This is a genomic window from Halomonas colorata (assembly GCF_014897985.1).
Taxonomy (GTDB): domain Bacteria; phylum Pseudomonadota; class Gammaproteobacteria; order Pseudomonadales; family Halomonadaceae; genus Vreelandella; species Vreelandella colorata.
Genome location: NZ_JABUZA010000011.1, coordinates 66,039 through 90,277, shown reverse-complemented (window position 1 = coordinate 90,277; position 24,239 = coordinate 66,039). Strand labels below are relative to the sequence as shown.

General features: G+C 55.2%; 19 protein-coding genes. 10 read left to right on the top strand and 9 right to left on the bottom strand.

Annotated elements, in window-relative coordinates; all coding sequences use genetic code 11:
• Positions 1–45 precede the first annotated feature (45 nt).
• The 3 genes from INT33_RS08165 (at position 46) to INT33_RS08155 (ending at position 3,263) form a co-directional block, all read left to right on the top strand.
• Complete coding sequence (locus INT33_RS08165; RefSeq protein WP_193091592.1) at positions 46–849, top strand: Crp/Fnr family transcriptional regulator; 804 nt, start codon at positions 46–48, stop codon at positions 847–849.
• 649 nt (positions 850–1,498) lie between these two features.
• Complete coding sequence (gene thpD / locus INT33_RS08160) at positions 1,499–2,482, top strand: ectoine hydroxylase (RefSeq protein ID WP_192537735.1); 984 nt, start codon at positions 1,499–1,501, stop codon at positions 2,480–2,482.
• A gap of 115 nt (positions 2,483–2,597) precedes the next feature.
• Complete coding sequence (locus INT33_RS08155; RefSeq protein ID WP_192537734.1) at positions 2,598–3,263, top strand: fumarylacetoacetate hydrolase family protein; 666 nt, start codon at positions 2,598–2,600, stop codon at positions 3,261–3,263.
• A gap of 96 nt (positions 3,264–3,359) precedes the next feature.
• Here INT33_RS08155 and speA read toward each other — a convergent pair whose 3' ends face one another.
• Positions 3,360–5,276 (bottom strand): biosynthetic arginine decarboxylase, encoded by a 1,917-nt coding sequence (gene speA / locus INT33_RS08150; protein WP_193091591.1) that lies wholly within the window; start codon positions 5,274–5,276, stop codon positions 3,360–3,362.
• Positions 5,273–6,232, bottom strand: coding sequence for a homoserine kinase (locus INT33_RS08145; RefSeq protein WP_193091590.1), 960 nt, complete (start codon positions 6,230–6,232; stop codon positions 5,273–5,275). The genes speA and INT33_RS08145 overlap by 4 nt, the downstream gene beginning before the upstream one ends.
• A 162-nt stretch (positions 6,233–6,394) precedes the next feature.
• Here INT33_RS08145 and polA point away from each other — a divergent pair, with 162 nt between their 5' ends.
• Positions 6,395–9,169, top strand: coding sequence for a DNA polymerase I (gene polA / locus INT33_RS08140; protein ID WP_193091589.1), 2,775 nt, complete (start codon positions 6,395–6,397; stop codon positions 9,167–9,169).
• Between the two features lie 68 nt (positions 9,170–9,237).
• Here the strand turns inward: polA and INT33_RS08135 are convergent, their stop codons facing one another.
• The gene (locus INT33_RS08135) at positions 9,238–10,263 is read right to left on the bottom strand and encodes a Fe(3+) ABC transporter substrate-binding protein (RefSeq protein WP_192537728.1); all 1,026 of its coding nucleotides are present in this window, start codon (positions 10,261–10,263) and stop codon (positions 9,238–9,240) included.
• 257 nt (positions 10,264–10,520) lie between these two features.
• Between INT33_RS08135 and INT33_RS08130 the strand changes: the two genes are divergently transcribed.
• Positions 10,521–11,621, top strand: a complete 1,101-nt coding sequence (locus INT33_RS08130) for an ABC transporter ATP-binding protein (RefSeq protein ID WP_192537727.1) — start codon at positions 10,521–10,523, stop codon at positions 11,619–11,621.
• Between the two features lie 19 nt (positions 11,622–11,640).
• Here the strand turns inward: INT33_RS08130 and INT33_RS08125 are convergent, their stop codons facing one another.
• From INT33_RS08125 to dctP, 4 genes are all read right to left on the bottom strand, one after another.
• Entirely contained in the window at positions 11,641–13,341 is a 1,701-nt protein-coding gene (locus tag INT33_RS08125) for an ABC transporter permease (RefSeq protein ID WP_193091588.1), read from the bottom strand.
• Between the two features lie 188 nt (positions 13,342–13,529).
• Complete coding sequence (locus tag INT33_RS08120) at positions 13,530–14,864, bottom strand: TRAP transporter large permease (RefSeq protein WP_192537725.1); 1,335 nt, start codon at positions 14,862–14,864, stop codon at positions 13,530–13,532.
• The gene (locus INT33_RS08115) at positions 14,861–15,364 is read right to left on the bottom strand and encodes a TRAP transporter small permease subunit (RefSeq protein WP_192537724.1); all 504 of its coding nucleotides are present in this window, start codon (positions 15,362–15,364) and stop codon (positions 14,861–14,863) included. The genes INT33_RS08120 and INT33_RS08115 overlap by 4 nt, the downstream gene beginning before the upstream one ends.
• A gap of 60 nt (positions 15,365–15,424) precedes the next feature.
• The gene (dctP, locus tag INT33_RS08110; RefSeq protein ID WP_192537723.1) at positions 15,425–16,528 is read right to left on the bottom strand and encodes a TRAP transporter substrate-binding protein DctP; all 1,104 of its coding nucleotides are present in this window, start codon (positions 16,526–16,528) and stop codon (positions 15,425–15,427) included.
• Between the two features lie 337 nt (positions 16,529–16,865).
• Here dctP and INT33_RS08105 point away from each other — a divergent pair, with 337 nt between their 5' ends.
• Positions 16,866–19,061 carry a tRNA(Met) cytidine acetyltransferase TmcA gene (locus tag INT33_RS08105; RefSeq protein ID WP_193091587.1) on the top strand — a complete coding sequence of 732 codons (2,196 nt, stop codon included), beginning with the start codon at positions 16,866–16,868 and terminating at the stop codon, positions 19,059–19,061.
• A gap of 32 nt (positions 19,062–19,093) precedes the next feature.
• Positions 19,094–20,560, top strand: a complete 1,467-nt coding sequence (locus INT33_RS08100) for an aminoacyl-histidine dipeptidase (protein ID WP_193091586.1) — start codon at positions 19,094–19,096, stop codon at positions 20,558–20,560.
• 61 nt (positions 20,561–20,621) lie between these two features.
• Here INT33_RS08100 and INT33_RS08095 read toward each other — a convergent pair whose 3' ends face one another.
• Positions 20,622–21,098 (bottom strand): Dps family protein, encoded by a 477-nt coding sequence (locus INT33_RS08095; protein ID WP_018918857.1) that lies wholly within the window; start codon positions 21,096–21,098, stop codon positions 20,622–20,624.
• 238 nt (positions 21,099–21,336) lie between these two features.
• Entirely contained in the window at positions 21,337–22,491 is a 1,155-nt protein-coding gene (locus INT33_RS08090; protein WP_193091585.1) for a glycerate kinase, read from the bottom strand.
• 124 nt (positions 22,492–22,615) lie between these two features.
• Between INT33_RS08090 and INT33_RS08085 the strand changes: the two genes are divergently transcribed.
• The 3 genes from INT33_RS08085 to INT33_RS08075 are packed head-to-tail and all read left to right on the top strand — an operon-like array spanning position 22,616 to position 24,239.
• Positions 22,616–23,176, top strand: coding sequence for a hypothetical protein (locus INT33_RS08085; protein WP_192537719.1), 561 nt, complete (start codon positions 22,616–22,618; stop codon positions 23,174–23,176).
• Positions 23,173–23,550 carry a hypothetical protein gene (locus tag INT33_RS08080; RefSeq protein ID WP_193091584.1) on the top strand — a complete coding sequence of 126 codons (378 nt, stop codon included), beginning with the start codon at positions 23,173–23,175 and terminating at the stop codon, positions 23,548–23,550. Before INT33_RS08085 ends, INT33_RS08080 begins: the two co-directional genes overlap by 4 nt.
• A gap of 56 nt (positions 23,551–23,606) precedes the next feature.
• A complete protein-coding gene (locus INT33_RS08075) occupies positions 23,607–24,239 on the top strand; it encodes a DUF1007 family protein (protein ID WP_264298933.1) in 633 nt (210 codons plus the stop codon).

Here is a 24,239-nt window from a genome sequence, read left to right as displayed (position 1 = left end):
AGATTATTATGTATAGCTTGTGTCTAACTACAAAGGAGTGTAGAAATGGAACAGGTAATCGCTGGAAACTATAAGCTTATGGATAAGAAAAGCTTTAGTAACTTTTTTAATGACTTCGAAACTAAAGGTTTCGATATAACTTTGGAAAATGTGCTGGGCCTATATGGAGAATTAGGCCAAGAGTCATTAAACAGTTTGTATGAAATACCTAGAAAGATAGTTGAACTAAAGAGAAATCAGAAGATGTTCTCTTTATGTGATGATCGTGCGGACGTATTCGTTGTTAAAGCAGGATGGGCTAGCCTATGTCATTTCAATGATAAACGAGGCCAGGATATATGTAACGTGTTTATGCCTGGTGATATTATTGGGGTTAGAGAAAGTTTCTTTGAAAGCCATGAAATCACCATTTTAGCGCTTACTAATTGCAAGCTAGAAAGAGTGCCGGTTGAAAGTATTCATAAGCTTTTTAAAACAGACATGGATATTAGAAAGGCCGTTATGTCCTATATTATGGTCAACGATAATATCACCATTGAGCGCCTGAGAAGCTGCACACATCACCGTTCTGAGGAGCGTGTCGCCCATTTTTTATTGGAAATTTATACGCGATTTTGTTTTAAAGGATTGCTGCATACAAATATTTACTCATTCCCTGTTACCCAAGATGTGGTGGGTGAACTGTTGGGTATAACCAGTGTTCACGTAAGCCGATGTATGACTGCTTTAGAACAGAAGAAGTTTATTCGTAAGACGCGAAGCAGTATCAAGCTTCTAAAGCCTGATGAGATGGCTAAGATAACAGGCTTTGATAGCGATTTTATTTATGGACATATTCGTCTTGATTGAATTATTTAAATTCATTGTCGATGGTTGTCAAGTGATCGCTAATAGGTTTGTCAGTGAGCTTAATGTTTCGTTGCGTTAATTATTTAAACTGTGAATTTTAATGATTTGAAATGCAATATATATAGTTTTCATGAATTGAAGGATACCTATTTTTACTAATTAAAGTGAGTGATAGGCCTGCTGAATTAAAAGTGTCGAATTATTGATGCCTCTGCCCGATGCGATAGATTTTCGCGTGAGCTGTTTTGTAAAGCTCATGCTTTTTTGCGTACAGTTTTTCTAATATTCTTGTTAAAAGTTAACCTATGTTTGTTTTTTTAAAAATGCTGGGTGATTCGTGGGCTAGTAGATAGTGGTTGGTGCCCCCTAGTGATCTAAGAATTAAGGCTGAAACGTTATAAGACTATTGCCTAGTGTTCAAAGGCTGCCAGGGATTGCCGCTTAAAGCGGCAGGCGGCGTAATGCTTGGCCAGTATTTTGATAAGGTTGCCCAAATAATGAGAGTGGCTTTCTACTCATAAAAAATTAAGACGAATCTCATAACGCACGTTATAAAAGCCGGATAAAAGGTTGCAGTCATGTATAGGTTGGCTACCTTAGTTATGGCATGACATTGATCTGAAATTTAATCATACAAGGAGTGGATTAGATGACAGTCAGCAATCTATCTTTCCATAATGTAATGGCTCATAAGCAATATAGTGAGCTAGCGGATGTACCATCTTCTAATCCTTCAATGGCGCAGGATGTTTATCCTTCGCGCTTGGCCGAGTCGCCCCAGGCATTGTGGCAGCCTCGCCAGGATGCGGTAATAAAAGGGCGGCATCTGTCCGGTCCGCTTAGTAAAGCGCAGTTGGAAGAGTTTGAGCGTAAGGGGTTTCTTTTTATCCCTCATCTTATTAGTGGCGATGAGCTTGATGAGCTATGCGATGAGATGCAGGCGTTAATGAGCACTGATGCATACCGTCATCAGGATTTCAGTATTACCGAGCCTGAAAGTAATGAAATCCGCTCGCTGTTTGCGGTACATAAGTTATCAGAACGCTTAGGTGCCTTGGCAAGCGACGAGCGTGTGGCCGGTGCAGCGCGGCAGATCATCGGTGATGATCCGTACGTGCATCAGTCACGCATAAACTATAAGCCTGGGTTTGCCGGTAAGGGGTTCAACTGGCACTCAGACTTTGAAACTTGGCACGCGGAAGACGGTATGCCGGGTATGCACGCAGTCAGCGCCTCGTTAATTCTGACCGACAATCACGAATTCAATGGTCCGCTGATGCTGATTCCCGGCTCACACAAGAAGTTTGTGCCGTGCCTGGGGGAAACGCCTGAGGATAACCATAAGAGTTCGTTAAAAGCGCAGGAGGTGGGTGTGCCAAGCCCTGAAGCGCTGACTGAGCTGGTGGCCGAGCACGGCATTGAAGCGCCCAAGGGAAAAGCGGGCGGACTGCTGCTGTTTGACTGCAATACGCTGCATGCGTCCAATGCCAACCTGTCGCCAGATCCGCGTAGCAACGTATTCTTTGTATTTAACCGCCCGGATAATCGTTGCCGTGAGCCGTATGCGGCACCCAAGCATCGCCCGGATTTTCTTGCTCATGCGCCTGATGACAGTCAGTCATTAGCTAAGTGATTTTCCGACTAGCGACAATCGCGTATTAGGTTGTGGAACATGCACATAGGTAGGGTAGACTGTTGCGTCTGTCGTTAAGAACGCGGCACGTATAATGAGAAGGAGAATACCCCCCATGCGTCTTGTTCCACAATTTACCGATGGTCAGGCATTTTCCCATGCGTTGGGCAAAGTCGTGTGTGTTGGCCGCAACTACGCTGACCATGCTAAAGAACTCAACAACCCGGTGCCTAGCGAGCCGCTGATATTTATCAAGCCAGCCACCAGCGTTGTTGATATTACGCAGCCGCTTAACCCGCCTTTTTCGCGTGGTGATGTGCATTACGAAGCTGAGCTTGCGCTGCTAGTGGGTGAAACCATTACTCATGCAACGCCTGATGAAGCAGAACGTGCGATTGTGGGGATCGGGCTTGCTCTGGATTTAACCCTGCGTGATGTACAAGCGCAGTTGAAAGAAAAAGGTCATCCTTGGGAAATTGCCAAGGGTTTCGATGGTTCATGTCCGCTATCTCAATTCTTACCGCTTAGCCGTGTGCCCAACTGGAACGCGCTCACCTTTACGCTGGAAATCGATGGCGAAGAGCGCCAGCACGGCGAAGGTTCGGATATGATTTTTGCGATCCCGTCACTGGTCGCAGAAATGAGTCGTCACTTTACCCTAGAGCCTGGCGATGTGATTTTAACCGGTACCCCAGCAGGCGTTGGTGAACTATCTCGCGGTATATCATTACGCTTGACCCTGACTGGTGGCTTGGAAATTAATACGTCGGTAGTTGAGTAAGCTAACGTTTTGCTATTAAAAAACGCCCCAAGGTTGATCCCAAGGGGCGTTTTTTTATGCCGCAGGTATTTACTTCAAGGCGTTACTCTAAAGGCGCTACTCTAAATAGGTATAGCCTTCCAGCCCTTCGCTCAGGCTGGCCGCAAAGCTTTCACGCTCCTGATCGGAAAAACCGCTCTGCGCTATTTGCTCGGTCAGCTTGCGTTTTAACACCTCTGCATCAAAGTTAACGTAAGCCAGTACGTCCGCCACGGTATCACCAGCAAGCGGGTTGGAAAGCACCCATTCGCCGTTTTCGTTCAAGGCGGCATCTACCGAGTCGGTATCGCCGAAAAGGTTATGTAAGTCGCCAAGAATTTCCTGATAAGCGCCGACCAGGAAAAAGCCTAGCCAGCGCTCATCTTCTGAAGGCCACTCAGGCAGCGGCAGCGTGCTTTCCACGCCCTGGCCATCTACGTAGCTGTCAATTCGCCCGTCAGAGTCGCAGGTAATATCCTGAATAACCGCTCGACGAGTCGGTGGCTGGTTTAACCCGCTCAAGGGGAGCACGGGAAAAATCTGCTCAATGCCCCATACGTCAGGCACCGACTGGAAAAGTGAGAAATTAACGAACAGCTTGTCGGCAAGCTTCTCCGCCAGTTCGTCCATGATTTCACGATGGGCACGGTTGCGGGTATCGAGCAGGCTGCGTAGGCGGGCACACGCCGCTAGATAAACCCGCTCGCCTTCAGCACGGGCGTTGATATCGCTTAACCCCAGAACAAAACGATCTTGAAGCTCACTAACTGCTTGTAGCAAATCGTGCCACGCTTCCACCAGCATGCGCGGTTCCTGAGGCGTGGCAAGCTGGTCAAATACGCGCCATAGGGCATCGACCTGTATATCGTCTTGCGGCGATTTTTCAGGGGGCGTATCGTCGATACGCTCCTCGCCAATCACGTTGGTAATCAACACCGCGTGATGCGCAGTTAAGGCCCGCCCTGACTCGCTGATTAAGTGCGGCTGAGGCAGGTCGGCTTCTTCGCACAGCTGGGCGAAGGCACTGACTACATTGCGGGCGTACTCGCGCATGGAGTAGTTGGCCGAACAGTAGCTACGCGAGCGAGTGCCTTCGTAGTCGATGCCCAGGCCACCGCCCACATCGACCGTATCAATGGGCGCGCCAAGAGTGATGAGGTTTTCATAAAAGCGTGCGCACTCACGCAGGCCGCGCTGAATGTCGCGAATATTGGCGATCTGCGAGCCCAGGTGAAAGTGGACCAACTGAAGGCTCGTCAGCGCGTCCTGGGCACGCAGCGTTTCGACTACCTCAAGAATCTGGCTGGCGGTCAGGCCGAACTTGGATTTCTCACCGCCGGTGTTTTGCCACTTGCCCTTGCCTACCGAGGCAAGGCGGGCGCGCAGGCCAATGCGGGGCGTAACATCAAGCTCCCGAGCCTCATCCATGATCAGCTCAAGCTCTGAAAGCTTTTCCACCACCAGATAAACGCGATGGCCGAGTTTTTCGCCCAGCAGGGCAAGGCGTACGTACTCGCGATCTTTATAGCCGTTACACACAATCAGCGAAGAGCCGCCGTCCGACAGGGCAAGAACGGCCAAAAGCTCGGGCTTGCTGCCTGCTTCAAGGCCTACTCGGCCATTGCCACGCTCGGAGGTTGCCAGAATCTCTTCCACCACGCGGCGCTGCTGATTGACCTTGATCGGATAAACCGCGGTATAGCCGCCCTGGTAGTCAATATCGCTCATGGCCGCGTCAAAGGCGCCGCACAGCTGTTCTACCCGGTCATGAAGAATGTCGCTAAAACGCACGAGTACCGGCAAACGCAGACCTGCATCCTGCAATTGGCACACCAGCTCACGCAAGGGTAGAGCAGGGCCTTCAGCATCGGTGCCTAAGGGACGTACCAGCGCTTGGCCGTGGTCGTCGACATCAAAGTAGCCGCTGCCCCACTGATCAATATTCCATGTGCGGCGGGCACTTAGTGCCGATCCGTTCGTCTGCGTTGCACTCATAAATCAGCCTCAGGCAGTGGTAAGGCGCCATACGCAATGCGCGCGTTTAAAATGGTATGAAAACGCTCAGGGTCGTGGGGCGTCAAGTCATGAGCGGGTGGGTCGACATAGACCACCAACAAGCGCGACAGCCAATAGCGTAGCGCGGTCATGCGCAGCATTATCGGCCATACGTCGCGCTCATCCGGTGTTAGCGGGCGACGTGCCTGATAGGCGCTCAACACGGCGTTATAGCGCTCGGCATTGAGCGTGCCGTCTTCGTTAGAGGCCCAGTCGTTGATCACAATGGCCAGGTCAAACAGGAAATCCCCCGTGCAGCCGTTGTAAAAATCGATAATGCCGCCCAGGTGATCACCGTCGAACAGGGTGTTATCGCGAAACAGGTCGCCATGGATCGCGCCTTGGGGCAACTTGTCGTACTGGCTAAAAGCGCTTTCGAAGTCCTCGACTTCGTTTTTCATCAAGGTCTGGTCATCCGGGCTTAAGTAGGCCAGCACCTTGTGGTGCATGGCCTGGAGCCAGTGCAAATCGCGGGGGTTCGGGCGATGACCGGAAAAGTGCTGGGATACCACGTGCATGCGCCCGAGTGTATCGCCCAATGCCTCGCACTGGGTCAGATTGGGGGCATCGGGATGCCGGCCCGGCATGCGCGGAAACAGTAGAGCCGGTTTACCCGCCAGACTATGCAGTGCGATGCCGTCGCGGTCATGAACCGGGCCTGGCACCGGCAGGCGGTGCTCGTCCAGATAATCAAGTAGCTCCACGAAGAACGGAAGCTCCTCGTGTTCACCTTGTTCAAACAGGGTTAGCACCAGTTCGCGGCGTTCAGTAGTAACAAAAAAGGTCGAGTTTTCCGTGCCGCCCGCCACTCCTTGCAGAGAAACAAAGCTGCCAACATCGAATTTGTCTAAAAACGCAGCGACCTGTGCGTCGCTAAGCGGAGTAAATACAGCCATTAAGGTCTCGCCCAGGTTGCTAAGCCCATTATTGTAGCGGCTTGCTGGCTGAGTTGGCAGCGTTGTTAAACGCTTAAGCTGATTTGTCTGGACGGTTTGTTTCAGCCCGCAGCGCTTAGCGCGTATCATGAAGCTATACTTTTTTTGCAATGGATATTGGTTATGGCCCGTGCTCCGATCGTGCTCGTCGATGGTTCCTCGTACTTGTATCGTGCCTTCCACGCGTTGCCGCCGTTAACAAACACCAAAGGGCAGCCGACGGGGGCTGTGAAGGGCGTGCTCAACATGCTCAAGCGGTTGATCAAGGATTATCCGCAAAGCCCCATGGCGGTGGTGTTTGATGCGCCGGGCAAAACCTTTCGCGATGAGCTCTTTGAAGACTACAAGTCGCATCGCCCGCCGATGCCTGACGATTTACGCAGCCAGGTAAGCGCGCTGCATGCCTGCGTAAAAGCCCTAGGCTTGCCGCTTTTATGCATCGAGGGCGTTGAAGCGGATGATGTGATTGGCACACTGGCCCACCACGCGACGCAAGCCGGGCGGGATGCGGTGATCTCGACCGGCGATAAAGATATGGCGCAGCTGGTTAACGCGCATATTACGCTGGTGAATACCATGAAGGATGAAACGCTGGATGAAGCCGGCGTGGAAGGCAAGTTTGGTTTGCCGCCTTCACTGATTATCGATTTCCTCGCCCTGATGGGTGACAAGGTGGATAACATCCCCGGCGTGCCGGGTGTGGGCGAAAAAACCGCGCTTGGTCTGTTGCAGGGAATGGGCGGCGGGCTGGACGCCATTTATAGCGATCTTGACCGGGTTAAGACGCTGTCGTTTCGCGGTGCCAAGACGCTGTCCAAAAAGCTTGAAGAGCATCGTGAACAGGCCTATCTCTCCTATCAGCTAGCCACGATCAAAGTTGACTGTGATTTGCCGGTTGGCCTCGATGATCTGGACATCGCCCATCCGGATCGTGAGCAGCTGGTGGCGCTTTATCAAGAGCTGGAATTCAAGCAGTGGCTGGCCGAACTCCTGGAGGGTAAAGACGAAGGCGTTGATGACGTAAAAGGTGGCGAGCCGGTGCCAGCCAACGCCGAGGAAACCAGCGATGCGATGCCTTCCAGCAGCCAGAGCCGTCAGGACCATGTCATCGTTGAGCAAAGTGATCTTGACGCCTGGCTTAAGCGGCTAAAAAGCGCCCAGCGGTTCTGCTTCGATCTGGAAACGACCAGCCTGAATTACATGGAAGCTGAAATCGTGGGGGTTGGCCTGGCGCTTGAAGCCGGTGAGGCGGCCTATATTCCGCTGGCCCACGATTACCTGGATGCGCCCGCTCAGCTGGATAGAACCAGCGTATTGGCAGCACTCAAGCCGCTGCTCGAAGATCAAAAGATCATCAAGATTGGCCAGAACCTCAAATACGATATTTCCGTACTGGCCAACTACGACATTAGCGTTGCCGGGCCGCTCGCCGATACCATGCTGGCCTCTTACGTGCTGAACTCCACCGCTACGCGCCACGATATGGATTCACTGGCGCTTAAATACCTGGGCGAGAAAACCATCTCGTTTGAAGAGATCGCCGGTAAAGGCGCCAAGCAGCTGACCTTCAACCAGATCGCGCTGGAGCAGGCCGTGCCTTACGCCTGTGAAGACGTAGACATCACCCTGCGCCTGTACGATACGCTGCGCCCGCAGGTAGAAAGCGAAGGGCGTCTTGCAGAGGTGCTGGATCGCCTGGAGCTGCCGCTAATCAAGGTCATCTCGCGCATCGAGCGCAACGGCGTGGCCATCGATGCCGAGCGCCTGCACGAGCAGAGCCAGCAGCTTGATAAACGCATTCGCGAGCTTGAGCAAAACGCATTCGAGCTGGCCGGGCGCGAGTTCAACCTGGGGTCGCCCAAGCAGTTAGGCGAAATTCTGTTCAATGAGCAGAAGATTCCAGTAATCAAGAAAACCCCGAAAGGCGCGCCCTCAACGGCGGAGGCGGTGCTTGAGGAGCTGGCGCTGGATTACCCGCTACCCAAGGTCATCATGGAGCACCGCGGGCTTTCCAAGCTGAAATCCACCTACACCGACAAGCTGCCGCGCCTGATTAACAAGGCAAGTGGCCGGGTACATACCAGCTACCATCAGGCGGTCACGGCGACAGGGCGCTTGTCGTCATCTGACCCCAACCTTCAGAACATCCCCATCCGTACCGAAGAGGGGCGCAAGATCCGTCAGGCATTTATCGCCCGCCCCGGCTACCGAATTGTCGCCGCCGACTATTCGCAGATTGAGCTGCGTATCATGGCCCACCTTTCTGAAGACAAGGGCCTGCTAGAAGCATTTGCCGAGAACCGCGACATTCACACCGCCACGGCGGCGGAAGTCTTCGGCACTGCGCTGGATAAAGTATCAAGCGATCAGCGGCGCAGCGCCAAGGCGATCAACTTCGGGCTGATTTACGGCATGAGCGCCTGGGGTTTGGCGCGCCAGCTGCGTATCGAGCGCAATCAGGCGCAGACCTATATCGAACGCTACTTTGACCGTTACCCGGGCGTGGCCCGCTACATGGACCGAATCCGTAGCCAGGCGGCGGAAGATGGCTTCGTCGAAACCGTGCTGGGGCGCCGTTTGTACCTGCCGGAGATTCACTCGCAGAATCGCAACCGCCGCCAGGGTGCCGAGCGCACCGCGATCAACGCACCCATGCAGGGCACAGCAGCGGATATCATCAAGCAGGCCATGATCGACGTGGATGCCTGGCTTGCAGAGGGCGAATTCGATGCGCTGATGGTCATGCAGGTACATGATGAACTGGTGTTCGAGGTGAAAGAGAGCCAAGTGGAGAAATTTATTGGCGAGGTGCAAAAACGCATGCAGGGAGCGGCCGAGCTTAGAGTGCCGTTAATTGTCGAAGCCGAAAGCGGTGTTAACTGGGATGAAGCGCACTAAAAAGTAAGCAGTGCTTACATGAAAACGGCCCGCCAACTGGCGGGCCGTTTTGTTTGCATGGGGAGGGCTTAGCGCCAGCCCACGCGGTCAAAGATACGAATGGCTTCGGGGTTGTTCTCACCCAGCACATTGATATTCAAATCATCCTTCTTGAAATCACCCCATGATTCCAGAACCGGGTCTTTCTTGATGCCGTCGACGACCGGGAACTCATAGTTACGCTCGGCGAGAATTTCCTGGGCGCCGTCAGACGACAAGAACTCCAGGAACTTGATGCCGTTTTCAGGGTTTTGCGCATTGGCAACCAGGCCCGCGCCGCCAACGTTAACGTGGGTGCCACGATCATCCTGGTTGGGGAAAATGACCCCGACCTTGCGGGCTGCTTCGCGGTCAGATTCGGTGTCGGAATGCAGCATGCGCACGTAGTAGTAGTGGTTGGCAACGGCCAGGTCACACTCACCGCTGGCAACGCCGAGGATCTGGTCGGTATCGCCACCTTCCGGGTTGCGCGCCAGGTTGTTGACTACGCCCTGGGCCCACTCTTCGGCACCTTCTTCACCGTGGTGCTCAATCATTGATGCAAGCAGCGACTGGTTATAGATGTTGTTAGAGGAGCGAATGCAAAGTTTGCCTTCAAACTGCGAATCCGCTAAATCTTCGTAGCTTTCGATCTGGCTGGGGTCGAAGTTTTCACGGTTATAAAAGATCACTCTGGCGCGCTGGCTAAAGCCAAACCACAAGCCGTCAGGCTGGCGCATCGACTCAGGCAAGCGCTCGTTGAGCACCTCAGAATCAACGCTTTGGAACAGGCCATCCTGCTCGGCGCGCCATAAACGGCCCGCATCCACAGTCAGCATGACATCCGCAGGGCTGGCAATGCCCTCACGCTGCATGCGCTCCATCAGCTGGTCGGAGTCGCCTTCCAGAACGTTCACTTCAATACCCGTCTCGTCGGTGAACGCTTTATACAGAATTTCATCCGAATCGTAGTGGCGGGCAGAGTAAATGTTGACCGCATCGGCAAGTGCCGTGCTTGAAACCGCGGCACCCGCAAAAATAGCCGCGATAGACGCTGAAAGGCGTGTTATTTTCATATGGTTAGCATCCTAAATGATTATGATAATAAGTTGCATTAAGGTTGTTGCTATTGAAGCCTTTCGCAATGCCGGGGTCAAGAAAAAGTGCCAGGATCAATAAAAAATAAGAACAAGGCGTTCGTGGTCGCGCAACCCCGCGTGCATATCGGGGCAATGAAAAATACAATGGCAGGATATTCAACGTAGCCTGCCGAGCAGCACGCCAAATGTGCTGGTCAAATAAGACGCTGGTTCAACGAGAGCATGGTGACATTATGGCGGTAACCGTTTCATCCCTCGAAAACACCACTCACATGGCCCTGTCGCTAGACAAAGTCCATCACACGTTTGCGGCAAACCAGGTGGTAAAAGGCGTCTCGTTAGACATTGCCCCGGGCGAAGTCGTTTGCCTGCTGGGGCCATCGGGGTGCGGTAAAACCACGTTGTTACGTATTGCTGCGGGGCTGGAGATTCTTCAGCAAGGAAGCGTTAGCCTGGAAGGGCAGGCCATTGCAGCGCCCGGTCAGCGCCACCTGCCGCCGGAAAAGCGTAACGTCGGGTTGGCGTTTCAGGACTCGGCGCTTTTTCCCCACTTGAGTGTGCTTGAAAACGTCACCTTTGGGCTCAAGCAGATGCCCGCACGCCAGCGCCGTGAACGCGCGGTCGAGCTGTTGGCTCAGTTGGGAATGGCGGACTACATCGATACCTATCCGCATATGCTGTCTGGCGGTCAACAACAGCGCGTTGCCTTGGCCCGGGCGCTGGCGCCAACACCCAAGCTGATGCTGCTCGACGAACCCTTTTCAAGCCTGGATGCTCGCCTGCGTGACCGCATTCGCGACGATACGCTGCACGTGCTGAAGAAGCTTGGGTCAGCCACGTTACTGGTGACCCACGACCCGGAAGAAGCCATGTTCATGGCTGACCGAATTGCTCTTATGCGCGACGGCCGGATTATTCAAACGGGCACGCCGCGTGAGCTTTACTGCACGCCGGTCGACCCGTTTGTAGTGACCTTTTTTGGTGAGGTAAATGAACTCAGCGGTACGGTGAATAATGGCCGTGTGCAGACCCCGGTAGGCGAGATAGATGCCAGCTGGCTGCCCGAAGACAGTAAGGCGCGGATCATGATTCGACCGGAGGCGTTGCGGCTTCAGGAGCGCGACTTGCCCGCGGATGCCCACCGACATAGCCATGTCGTCATGGCAAAGCTACTGGGCCGTTCCAGCCTGATTCACTTGTGCGCCCACGGGGCTGATGGCCAGGAAGCGCATCTACATGCCCGCGTGCCCGGTGTCTTTCTGCCCCAGGAGGGCCAGCCGATTGATATCGACCTGGACCACTCTCAGGTGTTTGTTTTTCAGGATGAAGCTTAGGTAGAACTGCCCAGTAGGTTTACTGAGCATGGCTGCCGGGCCGAGCCCGGCGCATGGCCAGGCTAAGCAGAATCACTGGTAAAATGCCGACCACCACAATGGCCAGCGACGCGGTGGAGGCCTCAGCCAGACGCTCGTCGGACGCCAGGCTATACGCGCGTACCGCCAAGGTATCGAAGTTGAACGGCCGCAAGATAATCGTCGCGGGTAGCTCCTTCATGACATCCACGAACACAAGAATTCCGGCGGCCAACAGGCTGCTGCGCATCAGCGGCGTATGAATACGGCGCAGCGTGCCGCCCGCCGTTTGGCCCAGGGTACGCGAGGCGGCGTCCATATTGGGGGTCACTTTGCCAAGGCTTGCCTCAACTGCATTAAACGACACGGCCAAAAAGCGCACGACGTAGGCGTAGATTAAAATAAACGCTGAGCCGCTAAACACCAGGCCGATAATTTTTCCGTAGTGGGCGTGTAGCCACGTATTCAGCGTGCTATCCAGCCACGCGAAGGGAATCAAGATACCCACCGCCACCACCGAACCGGGAATGGCATAGCCCATGGCGGCGACCCGGGTAAATAGCCGGGCACCGGGTGAGTTATGTAGCCTGACGCCATAGCTCAACAGCACCGCCAGGCCCACGGCAATCAACGCCGCTACCGTGGCGAGGCTTAAGCTGTTGGTAGCAAAGCGGATAAAGCGCGTGCCCAGCAGGGCGTCGCCCTGCTGAATAGCAAGGTTCAGCAAAATACCGCTCGGCAATAAAAAGCCGATCACGATAGGCAGCAAGCAGGCAAGCGTTGCGCCGAGAGCGCGCCAGCCGTGCAGGCGGTACTCAGGCAACTGCTGGTAGCGGTTTGTGGTATGAAAATAGCGCCGCTTACCCCGCGAGAAGCGCTCCAGCAGCACCAGCACAATCACGAACGTCAGCAAACAGGCGGCCAGCTGAGCGGCTGCCACGGGCTCGCCCAGCCCAAACCAGGTGCGATAGATTCCGGTAGTAAAGGTATCCACGCCAAAAAACTGCACCGCGCCAAACTCGTTGAGGGTTTCCATCAATACCAGCGAAACGCCGCCCACCAGGGCCGGGCGCGCCAACGGTAGGGCAACGCTTGCAAACAGGTGCCAGGGCCCACGGCCTAGCGTGCGCCCTACATCAAGCACGCACACCGATTGCTCAAGAAAAGAGGCGCGGGCAAGCAGATAAACGTAGGGATACAGCACAAACGTGATCAGCGTCGCGGCGCCGCCTAGCGAGCGCACGTTGGGGAAGTAGTAATCGCCGTACTGCCAGTCAAACCACCCGCGCAGCGCACTCTGTAGCGGCCCCGCTACCTGCAAAAAATCCGTGTAAGCGTAGGCGATGACATAGGTCGGCACCGCCAAAGGCAATAAAAGCGCCCACTCAAAGATGCGTTTGCCCGGGAAGCGGCACATCACCACCAGCCAGGCGCTACCGGCGCCAATGATTAACGTACCCAGCCCTACCCAGAGCACGAGCCAAAAGGTATTCGACAGATAGCGGCTCAACACGGTGCTCGCCAGGTGCTGCCAGACGCCTTCGGTGGGCACGAATATATAGCTCAAGACGACCAGAATCGGCAGAGCTACCGTCAGCGCAATCAAGAACAGCGCACATGACCACGGTGTGAGCGACAGCCTAAAGCGTGATATAGCGTCTGGAAGTAGCGCCAATCGTGAACGGCGAGCGGGAATTGGCACGTCGTTGTCTCCTGGGACGAGGCTGGCAGCGCTGACTCGTCAATGCGAAAAAGTAACGGCTGCAAATAGTATCACTTGGGCACTTCGGCTGCAGCTAACCCTCTATCTATATAAAAAACCCATATAAAAACCCCCGCCTAAGAGCGGGGGAGTAGCGGTAGAAGGTGAGTGCTGAACGTGTTGGCCGGTTAGTAGCCGATCATCAAGCTGGGCAGGCCCGTGACCAGCCAGGGGAAGAATGACATCAGTACACAGGCCAGCAGTATAAGTGCCACAAACGGTACTACGGCTTTATACAGATCGACGATCTCGACCCCAGGCGGAGCCACACCTTTCAGGTAGAAAAGCGCATAGCCAAACGGCGGGGTGAGAAACGAGGTCTGCAGCACCACGGCTACCATGACCACAAACCATAGCGGGTCGACACCCATCTGCTGGATGATCGGCAGCATGATGGGAAAGCTCAGCAGTACGATGCCGGTCCAGTCGAGGAACATGCCTAGCACAAATACCAATAGCAGCATCATGATAAGTGCACCGGTATTGCCGCCGGGCATGGCCAGCAGCAGGTCTTGAATCACCTGCATACCACCGCCGCGCGAGAATACGCCGGTAAACGCGGTGGCGCCCACGAGCACCAGCATTACCATGGTGGTGGTTTTTCCCGCTTCAAGCAGCGTTCTGAAACAGGTGGAAAGCCGCCTGTCGCCAAAGATCAAAAACAGAATAAAGGCGATGAAAACACCAATAGCAGAGGCTTCTGTTGCAGTGGCAATCCCGGTAAACAGCGCACCCAGCACACCAAGGATCAACGACATGGGCGGCACCACATATTTGCCCAACATGATTAAAAGCTGCTTGGTGCTAACTTCAGCGCGCTCCTCTTTAGGCACGGGCGGGCCGTAAGAGGGTTTAAAGTGGCAGATCAGCAGGACGTAAAGCGCATACATCACGCCTAGCATTAATCCAGGCACCATGGCGCCCGCAAACAGCGCACCCACCGAAACCGGCGAGTAGCTCGCCATCAGGATCAGCATAATGCTCGGCGGAATCAGAATGCCCAGGCAGCCGCTGGCCATGATCACCCCGGCACTGAGTTCCTTGTTATAGCCATACTTGAGCATCGGCACTAACGCGATCATGCCCATCACGGCAATGGAGGCGCCGACAATGCCGGTCGTCGCGGCCAGCAACACCGAGACGATGACCACCGTTAGGGCTAATCCGCCGCGCAGGTTGGCCAGCAGTAGACGCATGGCGTCAAACATTCGCTCGGTAACCCCGGAGTCGTTGAGAAAGCGGGCCATGAGTACAAAAAGCGGTATTGCCACAAGTACGTAGTTATCCATGGCATTGCCATAGATATTATTGATCAGCGTGCCGAGCACTCGCTCTCCTGGGCCCAGGAATGCGCCAATGACCGCTACCCCGCCCAGCACAAACGCAAGCGGGTGGCCCATAAAAAGCCCCACCAGCAGGCCGCCAAACATGACTAATGCGAGCAATTCGGGACTTAGGTTCATGTCGGCGTCTCCTCGCGTAACTGCATTATGGTCCGCAGGACAATGGCGATGGCTTGCAGCAAAAGTAGCGCTGCCGCCAGCGCAATCACGCCCTTAATGGGATAGACCGGAATCGACATCATGCCGTAGGTGGTTTCGCCACGGCTAAACGCTCGCTCGAAAAACAGCCACCCGTACTTGAGCAGCATCCAGATAAACGGCACGAAGAAAACCACATAGCCCACTAGCTCAAGCAGTGCCTGTTTTTTGCGCGATAGCAGACGCTTAAGAACATCCACTTCTACATGAACATGGTGACGTAGCCCGTAGGCCGCCATCAGCATGAAGTGCGCGCCAAACAGCATCTTGGTGATATCAAAGGCCCAGTCGCTTGGGCGGCCGAACACAAAGCGAGAAATAATATCGAACAGCACTATCAGAGTAATGATGGCAATCAGCGGCGCAATCAGGCGTCCAAACGCTTCATTGAGTGCATCAATGGCTTGGGCAACGGCATTCATGGGAGATCTCCGGTCAGCACAACAACCGCCCCGGCAATGCCGGGGCGAAACATGAGCGCCTTACAGGCAAGCTTCGATCTCTTCCAGGGAAGGCAGATTGTTCATGGTGCGGCTCATATTGAAAGGCACTGAAACGTCACGCCACGTCGCGTACTCCTGCAGGTACGTAATCATAGAGTGATAAACCTTAGCGTGATCGGGGTTTTCACAGGCGCCCTGTACGATGACCTGGTTAGTGACGTCTTGAATGCGCGCCAAGTCCTCTTCAGAAAACTGGTTGATCGTTACCCCTGCATCGATAAATTGCTGGGTGGCGGCGTTGGACTCATGCTCAGACCAGGACAGCGACCAAGCCATAGTGGCGTCAGCGGCAATGCGCAGCTTCTCCTGGGTCTCTTCAGAAAGCGCGTTCCAGGCATCCATGTTGATCATGACGCCAAACACGCTGGCCGATTGGTGCCAGCCCGGTGTTGCCCAGTTATCGGCGACTTCGGCAAAGCCTGCCTTGAAATCCACGCCTGGGGTTGAAAACTCACCGGCATCGATCACGCCACGCTCGATTGCCTGATACACCTCACCCCCGGCAAGTGTTACCTGTGAGCCGCCTAGCTGCTCCAGAACACGCCCTTGGTCACGGCCTGAGAGACGTAGACGCTTGCCTTCAAGGTCCGCAATGCTCGCGATTGGCGTGCGTCCCATAAAGCCCGACTCGTTATTAGTAATGCCGTAGGGCAGGTACATCATGTTGTACTGGCCGTAAATCTCTTCGTAGAGTTCACGGCCACCCCACTGCTGAATCCAGTTAAGATAGTCGACGCCGTTAAACAGGCTGGTGGTGGTTGCCAGTGGAGAGAACGCGGGGTTTAAGCCAGCCCAGTAGCCGGGCCAGTCACCGGAGGCTTCGATGCTGCCGGTTTCCGTGGCATCAAACACTTCTGTGCCGGGCATTAACGTACCGCCAGATCGAAAATTGATCTGTACTTCGTCGCCGGCGAGTTTATTAACCAGTTCTACCCAGTGCTGATCAATTTTGATGAGGTCAAGGTTATCCGGCCAGGTAGAGGTCATTGTCCACTGTTCTTGGGCTTGTGCAGTGGTGGCGAGCGCTGCGAACGTGATGCTTGCCGCAAGCGTGGTGAGGCTGAATCGAGTGATCTTTTTCATGTTATTTTTCCTGGTTGGCTTAAGGCATTATTAGTGTTTGTTACCGTAATGCAGGAAAGTGCAATAAAGGAGCTAACGTTTACGTAAAGTAGAGCAAGCGCCGGACTGCACCGCTAAATTAGCACAGTCTTACTGCTGCGGTGCAACCTGAGTAAGATAAGTAAAAATCGAAAATTTTTATTTTTTTGAAATTTTATATTTATCTTAATCAGTTGCTTACGTTTTTTTCGAGATTTTTTAGCCTGCTTGATTAGGATACTTAGCGTTGAAAAACGCCTTTTTGTTCAACCAAAGTTTTAAAAAAGTTTTAAAGAAATAATGGAACTTAGGAGGCTCAATGCCAGCGTTGTCACAAGAAGGATTGACGAAAACGTTAAGTATGCCTGGTCAGTTACCCTTGCGAGCTTTAATGGCCCATGCCAAACGCTTACATAGGCGCCGATGGCGGCAGCTGGTATGGCTTACGGGAGAGCCCGCTGAGTGCCGTGATCAAGCTCTCAAACTATGGCAGAGCGCTTGCTGGCAAGCGCCTTTATGGGTTGCCCATCAGACAGATAGTGCGCCGGTTGAACTTTGGATTACGCCGCGCAAAGCGCGTACGCGTTTGGGCGCCGAGCATCAGCTTGTGGTCATGGATGCCAGCGGCAGCGCAGGCTTTGACCCTGAAGCGCTGGGGGCGCTGGCGGGTACGCTGCTGGCGGGCGGCTTGCTGGTGCTGATAACGCCTTACCCTTGGGGTGAGCGCCCAGACCCTGATTATGCCCGGTTTGCCGATCACCCCTGGCAGTGGGAGCAGTTAACCGCCCACTATTTAGCGCGTCTGGCTCGCCTGCTTGATGAGCGCACAGATATCGTTACCTGGCACGTGCCCGATCGGCCGCAGCTTCCCCGCTTGAGCGCACGCTCAGCGCACCAAGAGAGCGTTAACGACAGCGCATGCGCGACGCTCGATCAGGCCGCTATCGTTACCCAACTGGTGAACTTAAAGCGCCGCCGCCCGCTGGTCATTACCGCGGATCGAGGGCGGGGCAAAAGCGCCGCCCTGGGAATTGCCTGTGCGCGGCTTCTAGCAGGCGGCACGTCGTCTATCATCGTCACGGCTCCACGCTTGAGCGCGGTGGAAAGCCTGTTTATGCGCTTGGAAGCTCTCTGCCCCGAGGGAGCGCGCATCACGCCCAGCCGCTTTCAGCTCGCGAATAAAAGCGAGCTGTGCTTTTTACCCCCCGATGTGCTCACCGAACAGGTGGCGACCAAGAAACTGGGGGGCGATGGCAGTTATTTAATGGTTGATGAAGCGGCGGCGGTTCCGGCTTCCCTGCTCGGCCAGTGGCTTACGGCATTTCCGCGGATTGCGTTTGCGACCACTATTGATGGCTATGAAGGTTCTGGGCGCGGGTTTGCGCTGCGCTTTCGCGATGTGTTGGCGCGGCTTACACCGCAGTGGAAAGCGCTAACGCTGAATACGCCGATTCGCTGGGCTGGGGGAGACCCGCTTGAGGCAACGGTCAACCGGCTGCTGTTGTTAAAAGCGCCTCTACCGGTCTCTGATCAGCGCGATCAAGCGTCAGCCTCTTATACGCTCGAGCGCGCCGAGCTTGCTCAAGACGAAACTGCTCTTGAGGCTATGTTTGGCCTTCTGGTGCAGTCTCATTACCGCACGTCGCCCAGCGATTTGCGTCAGCTGTTGGATGGGCCGGGCACTTCGCTGCGGCTGATAGGCCAGGAAAGCGCACCGCAGGCCGTATTGGTGGCCCGGGAGGAGGGTGGCTTTACGCCTGAGCTTGCCGAGCAGGTGGCGTTGGGGGTGCGGCGGCCTCAGGGCCACCTGATGGCCCAGTCGCTTGCCGCGCATATGGGCAGCCGCGCTGCGCTTACCGCTCGTTGGCGGCGTGTGGTGCGGATTGCCACGCATCCTGAACGCCGCCGGGAAGGGTTGGGCCAACAGCTAATTGCCGAAGATAGTCGCGAGGCCGCGGGCCAAGGAGTAGCGCTGTATGGCGCCACGTTCGGCGCGGAAGCATCTCTGCTACGCTTCTGGCTGGCTCAAGGGTTTCAGCCCGTGCGCTTGGGCATCACGCGTGAAGCGGCCACAGGGGAATTTGCGGTAATGGTGGCCAGGGCGCTGAACGCTGAGGGCGAGAGCGTATTAAGTAGCTTAACGGCAAGTTTTAGCGCGTCACTACCGGGGTTGCTGGCATTCGAATTAACGACGTTACCGCCTGACGTGGTGGCGTTATTGCTAAGGGCGCTGCCTTCAATGCCGCTCACTGCTGAAGAGTGCCAAACCATCAACGATGTAGCGCACGGGCACCGTGACCCGGTATTCGCGCGGGCGGCGCTTCAAGCGCTGGCGCGTGAAACTAGTCGCCTGCAGGATATAAGCGCTGCCACTGCACACCAGCAGTTAGCGGCGTGGGCGTTTCAAAATCGCCCTTTAGCGGCAGCACACGGTGATAGCGTGCGTGCGCTGCGCCAAGTCGTTGAACAATTAGCCTCACAATACATACTTTTCCCGCATCGTTCGGAGGAGTAAAGTGGGGCGATTACTGATAATGAAGAGTTTTTATGAACGCACATTTAGACGCGTTGACGCCGTCCATCGTTTGGCGCCACTTTCGTACGCTGTGTAACACCCCGCGCCCGTCTGGGCACGAAGCCGCGCTAGTCGCGATACTCGAAGCCTGGGCCGATGCTCAGGGGCTTGCCCACGACCGTGATAGCTTTGGCAATTTACGTATTTGTAAGCCGGCCTCGCCCGGCTGTGAGCAGGCACCGGGGGTTATTCTGCAGGGCCATTTGGATATGGTGGCCCAAGCCAATTCCGACAGCACCCATGATTTCTCGCGCGACCCCATCAGTACCTATGTAGCCGATGGTTGGCTGCACGCTGAGGGCACAACCCTTGGGGCCGATAACGGAATGGGCGTAGCGGCGATTCTCGCCGTGCTTGAAGATGCAGAGCTTACCCATGGCCCGCTTGAAGCGCTATTTACCCTTGAAGAAGAAACCTCCATGGGGGGCGCGCTGAACTTGGCCGAAAACTGGCTGAAAGGCTCATTGCTGCTCAATCTGGATAGTGAAGACCGCGGCGAAGTGTATATCGGCTGTGCGGGTGGTGCTGACGTAGTGGTTGATGCGCTCCTGCCGGGTACCGCGCTGCGTGACGATGAACAGCTGATTGATCTTGCCCTAACGGGGTTGAAAGGCGGCCATTCGGGGATTGATATTCATAAGCCGCTGGGCAATGCCAACCGCCTGTTGGTGCGTGCGCTGCGTACCCTAGAAGCGTTTGATGCTCGCCTGGTGAGCTATCAGGGTGGCACGCTACGTAATGCCATCCCCCGCGAAGCGTTTGCTCAGCTTGCCCTGCCCGCTGACGACGTGGATGCCGCTTTTGACGCGCTGAAGACGCTGGAAAATACCCTGCGTGCCGAGCTAAGCACGGGGGATAGCGGTTTGGTATTGAGCGCCACGCGAAGCGTAAATCATGAGTCCGTTGAGCCGCTAACTCTGGATGCCAGCACTATGTTGGTGGCGGCGCTACATGCCGCGCCTTGCGGAGTTGAACGCATGAGTGCCGATGTGCCGGGCGTTGTGGAAACCTCCAACAATCTAGGCGTATTAAGCCTTAAAGCGGGGCGTCTGCACCTGTGTGCGCTAGTACGCTCCCTGCACGATACGGCAACCGCCGCCTTGGCTGACCGCTTTCAGGCGCTGTTTGGGTTAATTGGCGCGCGCGTGCGTGTGGAGAACAGCTACCCCGGTTGGGTGCCTCACCCAGGCAGTGCGTTACTTGCCATCTTTAACCAGCGCCATGCCGTTCTGTTTGAGCAGGAACCTGCGGTTAAGGTCATTCATGCGGGGCTTGAGTGCGGCATTATAGGCAGCAAATACCCGCACCTGGATATGATCTCGTTTGGCCCGCTGATCCGCGGCGCTCACTCACCGGACGAGCGCGTAGAGCTTGCCTCGGTCGATGAGTTCTGGCGCATGCTGCGCGCATTGATGGAAGATTTGGCTCAGAAAGGCTAGCCAACGCTAAACGGCACCGCTTAGGTGCCGTTTGTGTATCTATATCTGCGAGGAGTACTTGTTACTTACCGAGGTAAGCGTTCAGCATCCAGATAGTTTTTTCCTGCTCGCGAATATAGTCACTGGCGAGTGATGCCGTACCTTCGTCATCGGCATCCGAGGCGAATGACAGTACTTCACGCTGCAGTTCAATCAACGTCTGGTAGCCTTTTAGCACGCCATTCACGCACGCCTTGCCGTCGTGAACGTCTTTATCTTCCTGAATGTGGGAAAGCGTGGCGTAGTCGCTATACGCATGTACTGGCTTGTGACCCAGGGTCAGAATACGCTCGGCGACTTCGTCTACCTTGGTCAGCAGGTCGGTATAGAACTCTTCAAATTTGACGTGCAGCTCAAAGAAATCGCTACCCTTAACGTTCCAGTGGTAGCCACGCACGTTCATGTAAAAGATCTGATAGTTGGCCAGCAGGTGATTAAGCTTTTCAGCCAACTGACTGGCGCTGCTTTCATGTAAGCCAATGCTATTGGTATCGGTCATGTCGTACCTCCATGTTGGAGCCGAGTAAAACGGCTATCAAATCGTTTGATTAGCATAAAACGTTGCCAGGGCGCTGCAAACCAGGTTTTGTGTATCGCGCCCATAGCCTTATAGCATTGCGTTTACCGCTATAACGTTTGCGCTCTCACTGAGTAATGCTGGCACGGGCAGGGTTTTTCAAGGGGCGATGTTTTCAAGGGCAATGTTTTCAACGGCAATGTTTTCAAAGGCAATATTTTCAAAGGTCAGGGTTTTCAAAGGGCGAGGGGGTTATCCACACCCGGATAATACTTTCACAGCGCGTCGCCAGCAGTTCAGCGGTTCTGGGCAGCGCCTGTTCCAGGGTCATGGGGCCATCCGCCAAGGCAAACGCTGCTGTTACGCCTTCATCAAGACAAGCCTGCCAGCCGTCACCCAGGCTACCAGCGAGAATGATGACGGGCTTGCCCAGACGCTGGGCCGCGCGGGCAACGCCGATAGGCGTCTTGCCCGACATGCTCTGCCCATCCAGTCGGCCTTCTCCGGTAATCACAAGATCGGCGTTATTGAGCAGGGCGGGCATATCGGCCTGCTGCATAATCATTTCAATGCCGGGCATCAGCGTGGCATCAAGAAAGGCGCGCGCGGCAAACCCCATACCGCCAGCGGCACCGGCACCTGGTAAGTCGCGATAATCCTTGCCTAATACGCGGGCGCTGATATCGGCAAAGCGGCCCAGGGCGTGGTCAAGTTGAGCCACTTGATCAGGCGAGGCGCCTTTTTGCGGGCCGAACACGGCACTTGCCCCGCGCTCGCCTAACAGTGGGTTATCCACATCCACGGCGGCTTCCACGTTCAGTGACGTTAAGCGTGGGTCAAGCCCCGAAAGGTCCAGCGTTTCAAGCGTTGCCAACGCCGCGCCACCTGGGGCAAGCGGTGCGCCACTGGTTGCGGTTAGTTTTGCGCCCAGCGCTTGCAGCATACCGGCGCCGCCATCGTTGGTGGCGCTACCCCCCAGCAGCAGCAAGGCTTTTTCGGCGCCTTGATCCAGCGCCGCCAAGAGCATCTGGCCCACGCCAAAGGTGGAGGTATGCAGCGCGTCACGCTCTTCAGGGGTTAAGTGTTGTAGGCCGCTGGCTTCTGCCAGCTCGATAAACGCGGTACGCTGTTCACCCAGCCAGCCCCAGGCGGCTTTACGGGGACGGCCCAGCGCATCCTGAACATCGACAACGCAGCGCTTGGCGCCGGTCGCGGCAATCAGTGCATCAAGGCTGCCTTCGCCGCCGTCAGCCATCGGGCAGCAGTGCGTTTGCGCTTGGGGCGCGGCTTTAAGGACGCCCTGAGCCATCGCCTTGGCCGCCTGTTCAGCGCTTAAAGCATCTTTAAAACTATCGGGGCAAAGCAGGATATTCATTGCACGACCTCCGCAAATTATTGTCTTTCATCTATCGTGATATCTTTCATCTATTGTGATAGTAGGCGAGCTTAACGCGCCGCTTGGTGACAGACCAGCCGTGATGAACGTTCGAGGATCTAACATGAAGCCGATACCAATTACGCTAACCTGCCTGTTGGCACTGGCAGGCTGTCAAGTGACGCCAGACCGCTTGCCCCAGGCTGAGCCTGCGCCTTCTGCGGCGTGTTATTTCCCGAACCACGTGGCTGGCGGTGAACTCGGCGCGCTGCGCCAAAGTGTCGAGGTGCTGACTGAGTGGGGCTTTGAACTTGATTCCACCGATACAGCATTAGGCCTGGTCAGCGCAAGCCGACAAAAAGCCCTACATGGTTACTACGATCCGTATGATCGCGCCTATGGCTATGGCAGCGGAATGCGCCTTTTCGGTGGGTTGGGTATCGGGCGCGGCAGCGGTGTTGGCGTGGGGCTGGGCTTTGGCGGCGGGCTTCATCAACAGCCCCTGGAGGTCGAGCGGGTGTCGCTGTTAATCAGTGAGGAGTCCGTGCGTATCTCGCGTGATATTCGCCGCTTCGACCACCTGGGCGATATACGTGAATCCTACAGCGCGAGTAACCAGGATTTCTGCCAGCGCTTTGAAAGTGCACTCGGACAAAGCAGCCGGCCGATGAGGAGCGTGCAATGAGGCAACGTTGGCGGGTAATCATGAAATGGGCGAGTGTGAGTGCTTTGCTGGCACTACTGGCAGGCTGTGCCACTACATCACCTTCTGCCCCGCGCGAGCTGGTGTATGCCGCCCCGGTAGACACCACGTTTCGAAGCGCGGTCGAGCTGATGATGGAACAGGGCTACGTAATACGCCATGCCGATTTGGCGCTAGGCCGGGCGGAGGGGGCGCTTGCCCGCTGGCCTGAGTATCGTCTGCAGGTTCAGGTAAGGGATGCTGGTCGCGGCAGTCAGGTGAGTGTTGCGGCCTGGCGAGGTAATCAATCGCTGCCGCCGTATTTGCTGGATCCTTGGCTGGTCAGCTTACAAGCAAAATTGGGATTAGCACCGTGAAGCAATGCAGTCATCAGGTAATTGAAAGCTCCCGTTATACCGCAAAGCGCTGGGCGCTGGCGGCAGGTGCCATCAGCCTTATGCTTAGCCCGCTTGCCGCCGCGCACCCCCATGGCTGGATTGATTTCAGTATCCGGGTCATGACCAATGATGAAGGGGTAGTGCGTGGCTTGCATCAAATCTGGCGAATGGATCCCTTTTACAGTTTGGTGGTGTTTGAAGAGCTCACCCAGGTGGATGGCGTGAGTCTGGACGAAGGGCTTGATCAGCTGGGCCTGGAGATACGCAATAACCTTGCCTCGCAGCACTACTTTACCGAAATCCGCCGAGATGGTGAGCCGCTGGCGCTGGGCGAGGTCAGCGAATATACCGCCATGGAAAAAGATGGTCGGCTTGTCTTTACGTTTATCCTGCCCCTAGAAACACCCCAGCCGTTAGCCGGACACTCCCTCGATTATCAGATATTTGACCCGACGTATTACATTGAAATGGTCCATGAAGCAGAGAACAACCAGCCAACTGATAATGCGTTGGTACTGCACGGTGAGCCGGCCTGTGCGCTAAGCATTCTAGGCGCTGATCCTGACCCTGAATTAGTCATGCAGGCGGCGCTACTGGACGTAGACGAAGAAGGTGAACCAGGGCTGGGGCGCCACTTTGCCGAAACCGGCCATATCGACTGCCGTTAA

Coding starts and splice junctions, on each gene's coding strand:
- INT33_RS08165 (WP_193091592.1), top strand. CDS start 46: ATGGAACAGGTAATCGCTGGAAACTATAAGCTTATGGATAAGAAAAGC.
- thpD (WP_192537735.1), top strand. CDS start 1,499: ATGACAGTCAGCAATCTATCTTTCCATAATGTAATGGCTCATAAGCAA.
- INT33_RS08155 (WP_192537734.1), top strand. CDS start 2,598: ATGCGTCTTGTTCCACAATTTACCGATGGTCAGGCATTTTCCCATGCG.
- speA (WP_193091591.1), bottom strand. CDS start 5,276: ATGAGTGCAACGCAGACGAACGGATCGGCACTAAGTGCCCGCCGCACA.
- INT33_RS08145 (WP_193091590.1), bottom strand. CDS start 6,232: ATGGCTGTATTTACTCCGCTTAGCGACGCACAGGTCGCTGCGTTTTTA.
- polA (WP_193091589.1), top strand. CDS start 6,395: ATGGCCCGTGCTCCGATCGTGCTCGTCGATGGTTCCTCGTACTTGTAT.
- INT33_RS08135 (WP_192537728.1), bottom strand. CDS start 10,263: ATGAAAATAACACGCCTTTCAGCGTCTATCGCGGCTATTTTTGCGGGT.
- INT33_RS08130 (WP_192537727.1), top strand. CDS start 10,521: ATGGCGGTAACCGTTTCATCCCTCGAAAACACCACTCACATGGCCCTG.
- INT33_RS08120 (WP_192537725.1), bottom strand. CDS start 14,864: ATGAACCTAAGTCCCGAATTGCTCGCATTAGTCATGTTTGGCGGCCTG.
- INT33_RS08115 (WP_192537724.1), bottom strand. CDS start 15,364: ATGAATGCCGTTGCCCAAGCCATTGATGCACTCAATGAAGCGTTTGGA.
- dctP (WP_192537723.1), bottom strand. CDS start 16,528: ATGAAAAAGATCACTCGATTCAGCCTCACCACGCTTGCGGCAAGCATC.
- INT33_RS08105 (WP_193091587.1), top strand. CDS start 16,866: ATGCCAGCGTTGTCACAAGAAGGATTGACGAAAACGTTAAGTATGCCT.
- INT33_RS08100 (WP_193091586.1), top strand. CDS start 19,094: ATGAACGCACATTTAGACGCGTTGACGCCGTCCATCGTTTGGCGCCAC.
- INT33_RS08095 (WP_018918857.1), bottom strand. CDS start 21,098: ATGACCGATACCAATAGCATTGGCTTACATGAAAGCAGCGCCAGTCAG.
- INT33_RS08090 (WP_193091585.1), bottom strand. CDS start 22,491: ATGAATATCCTGCTTTGCCCCGATAGTTTTAAAGATGCTTTAAGCGCT.
- INT33_RS08085 (WP_192537719.1), top strand. CDS start 22,616: ATGAAGCCGATACCAATTACGCTAACCTGCCTGTTGGCACTGGCAGGC.
- INT33_RS08080 (WP_193091584.1), top strand. CDS start 23,173: ATGAGGCAACGTTGGCGGGTAATCATGAAATGGGCGAGTGTGAGTGCT.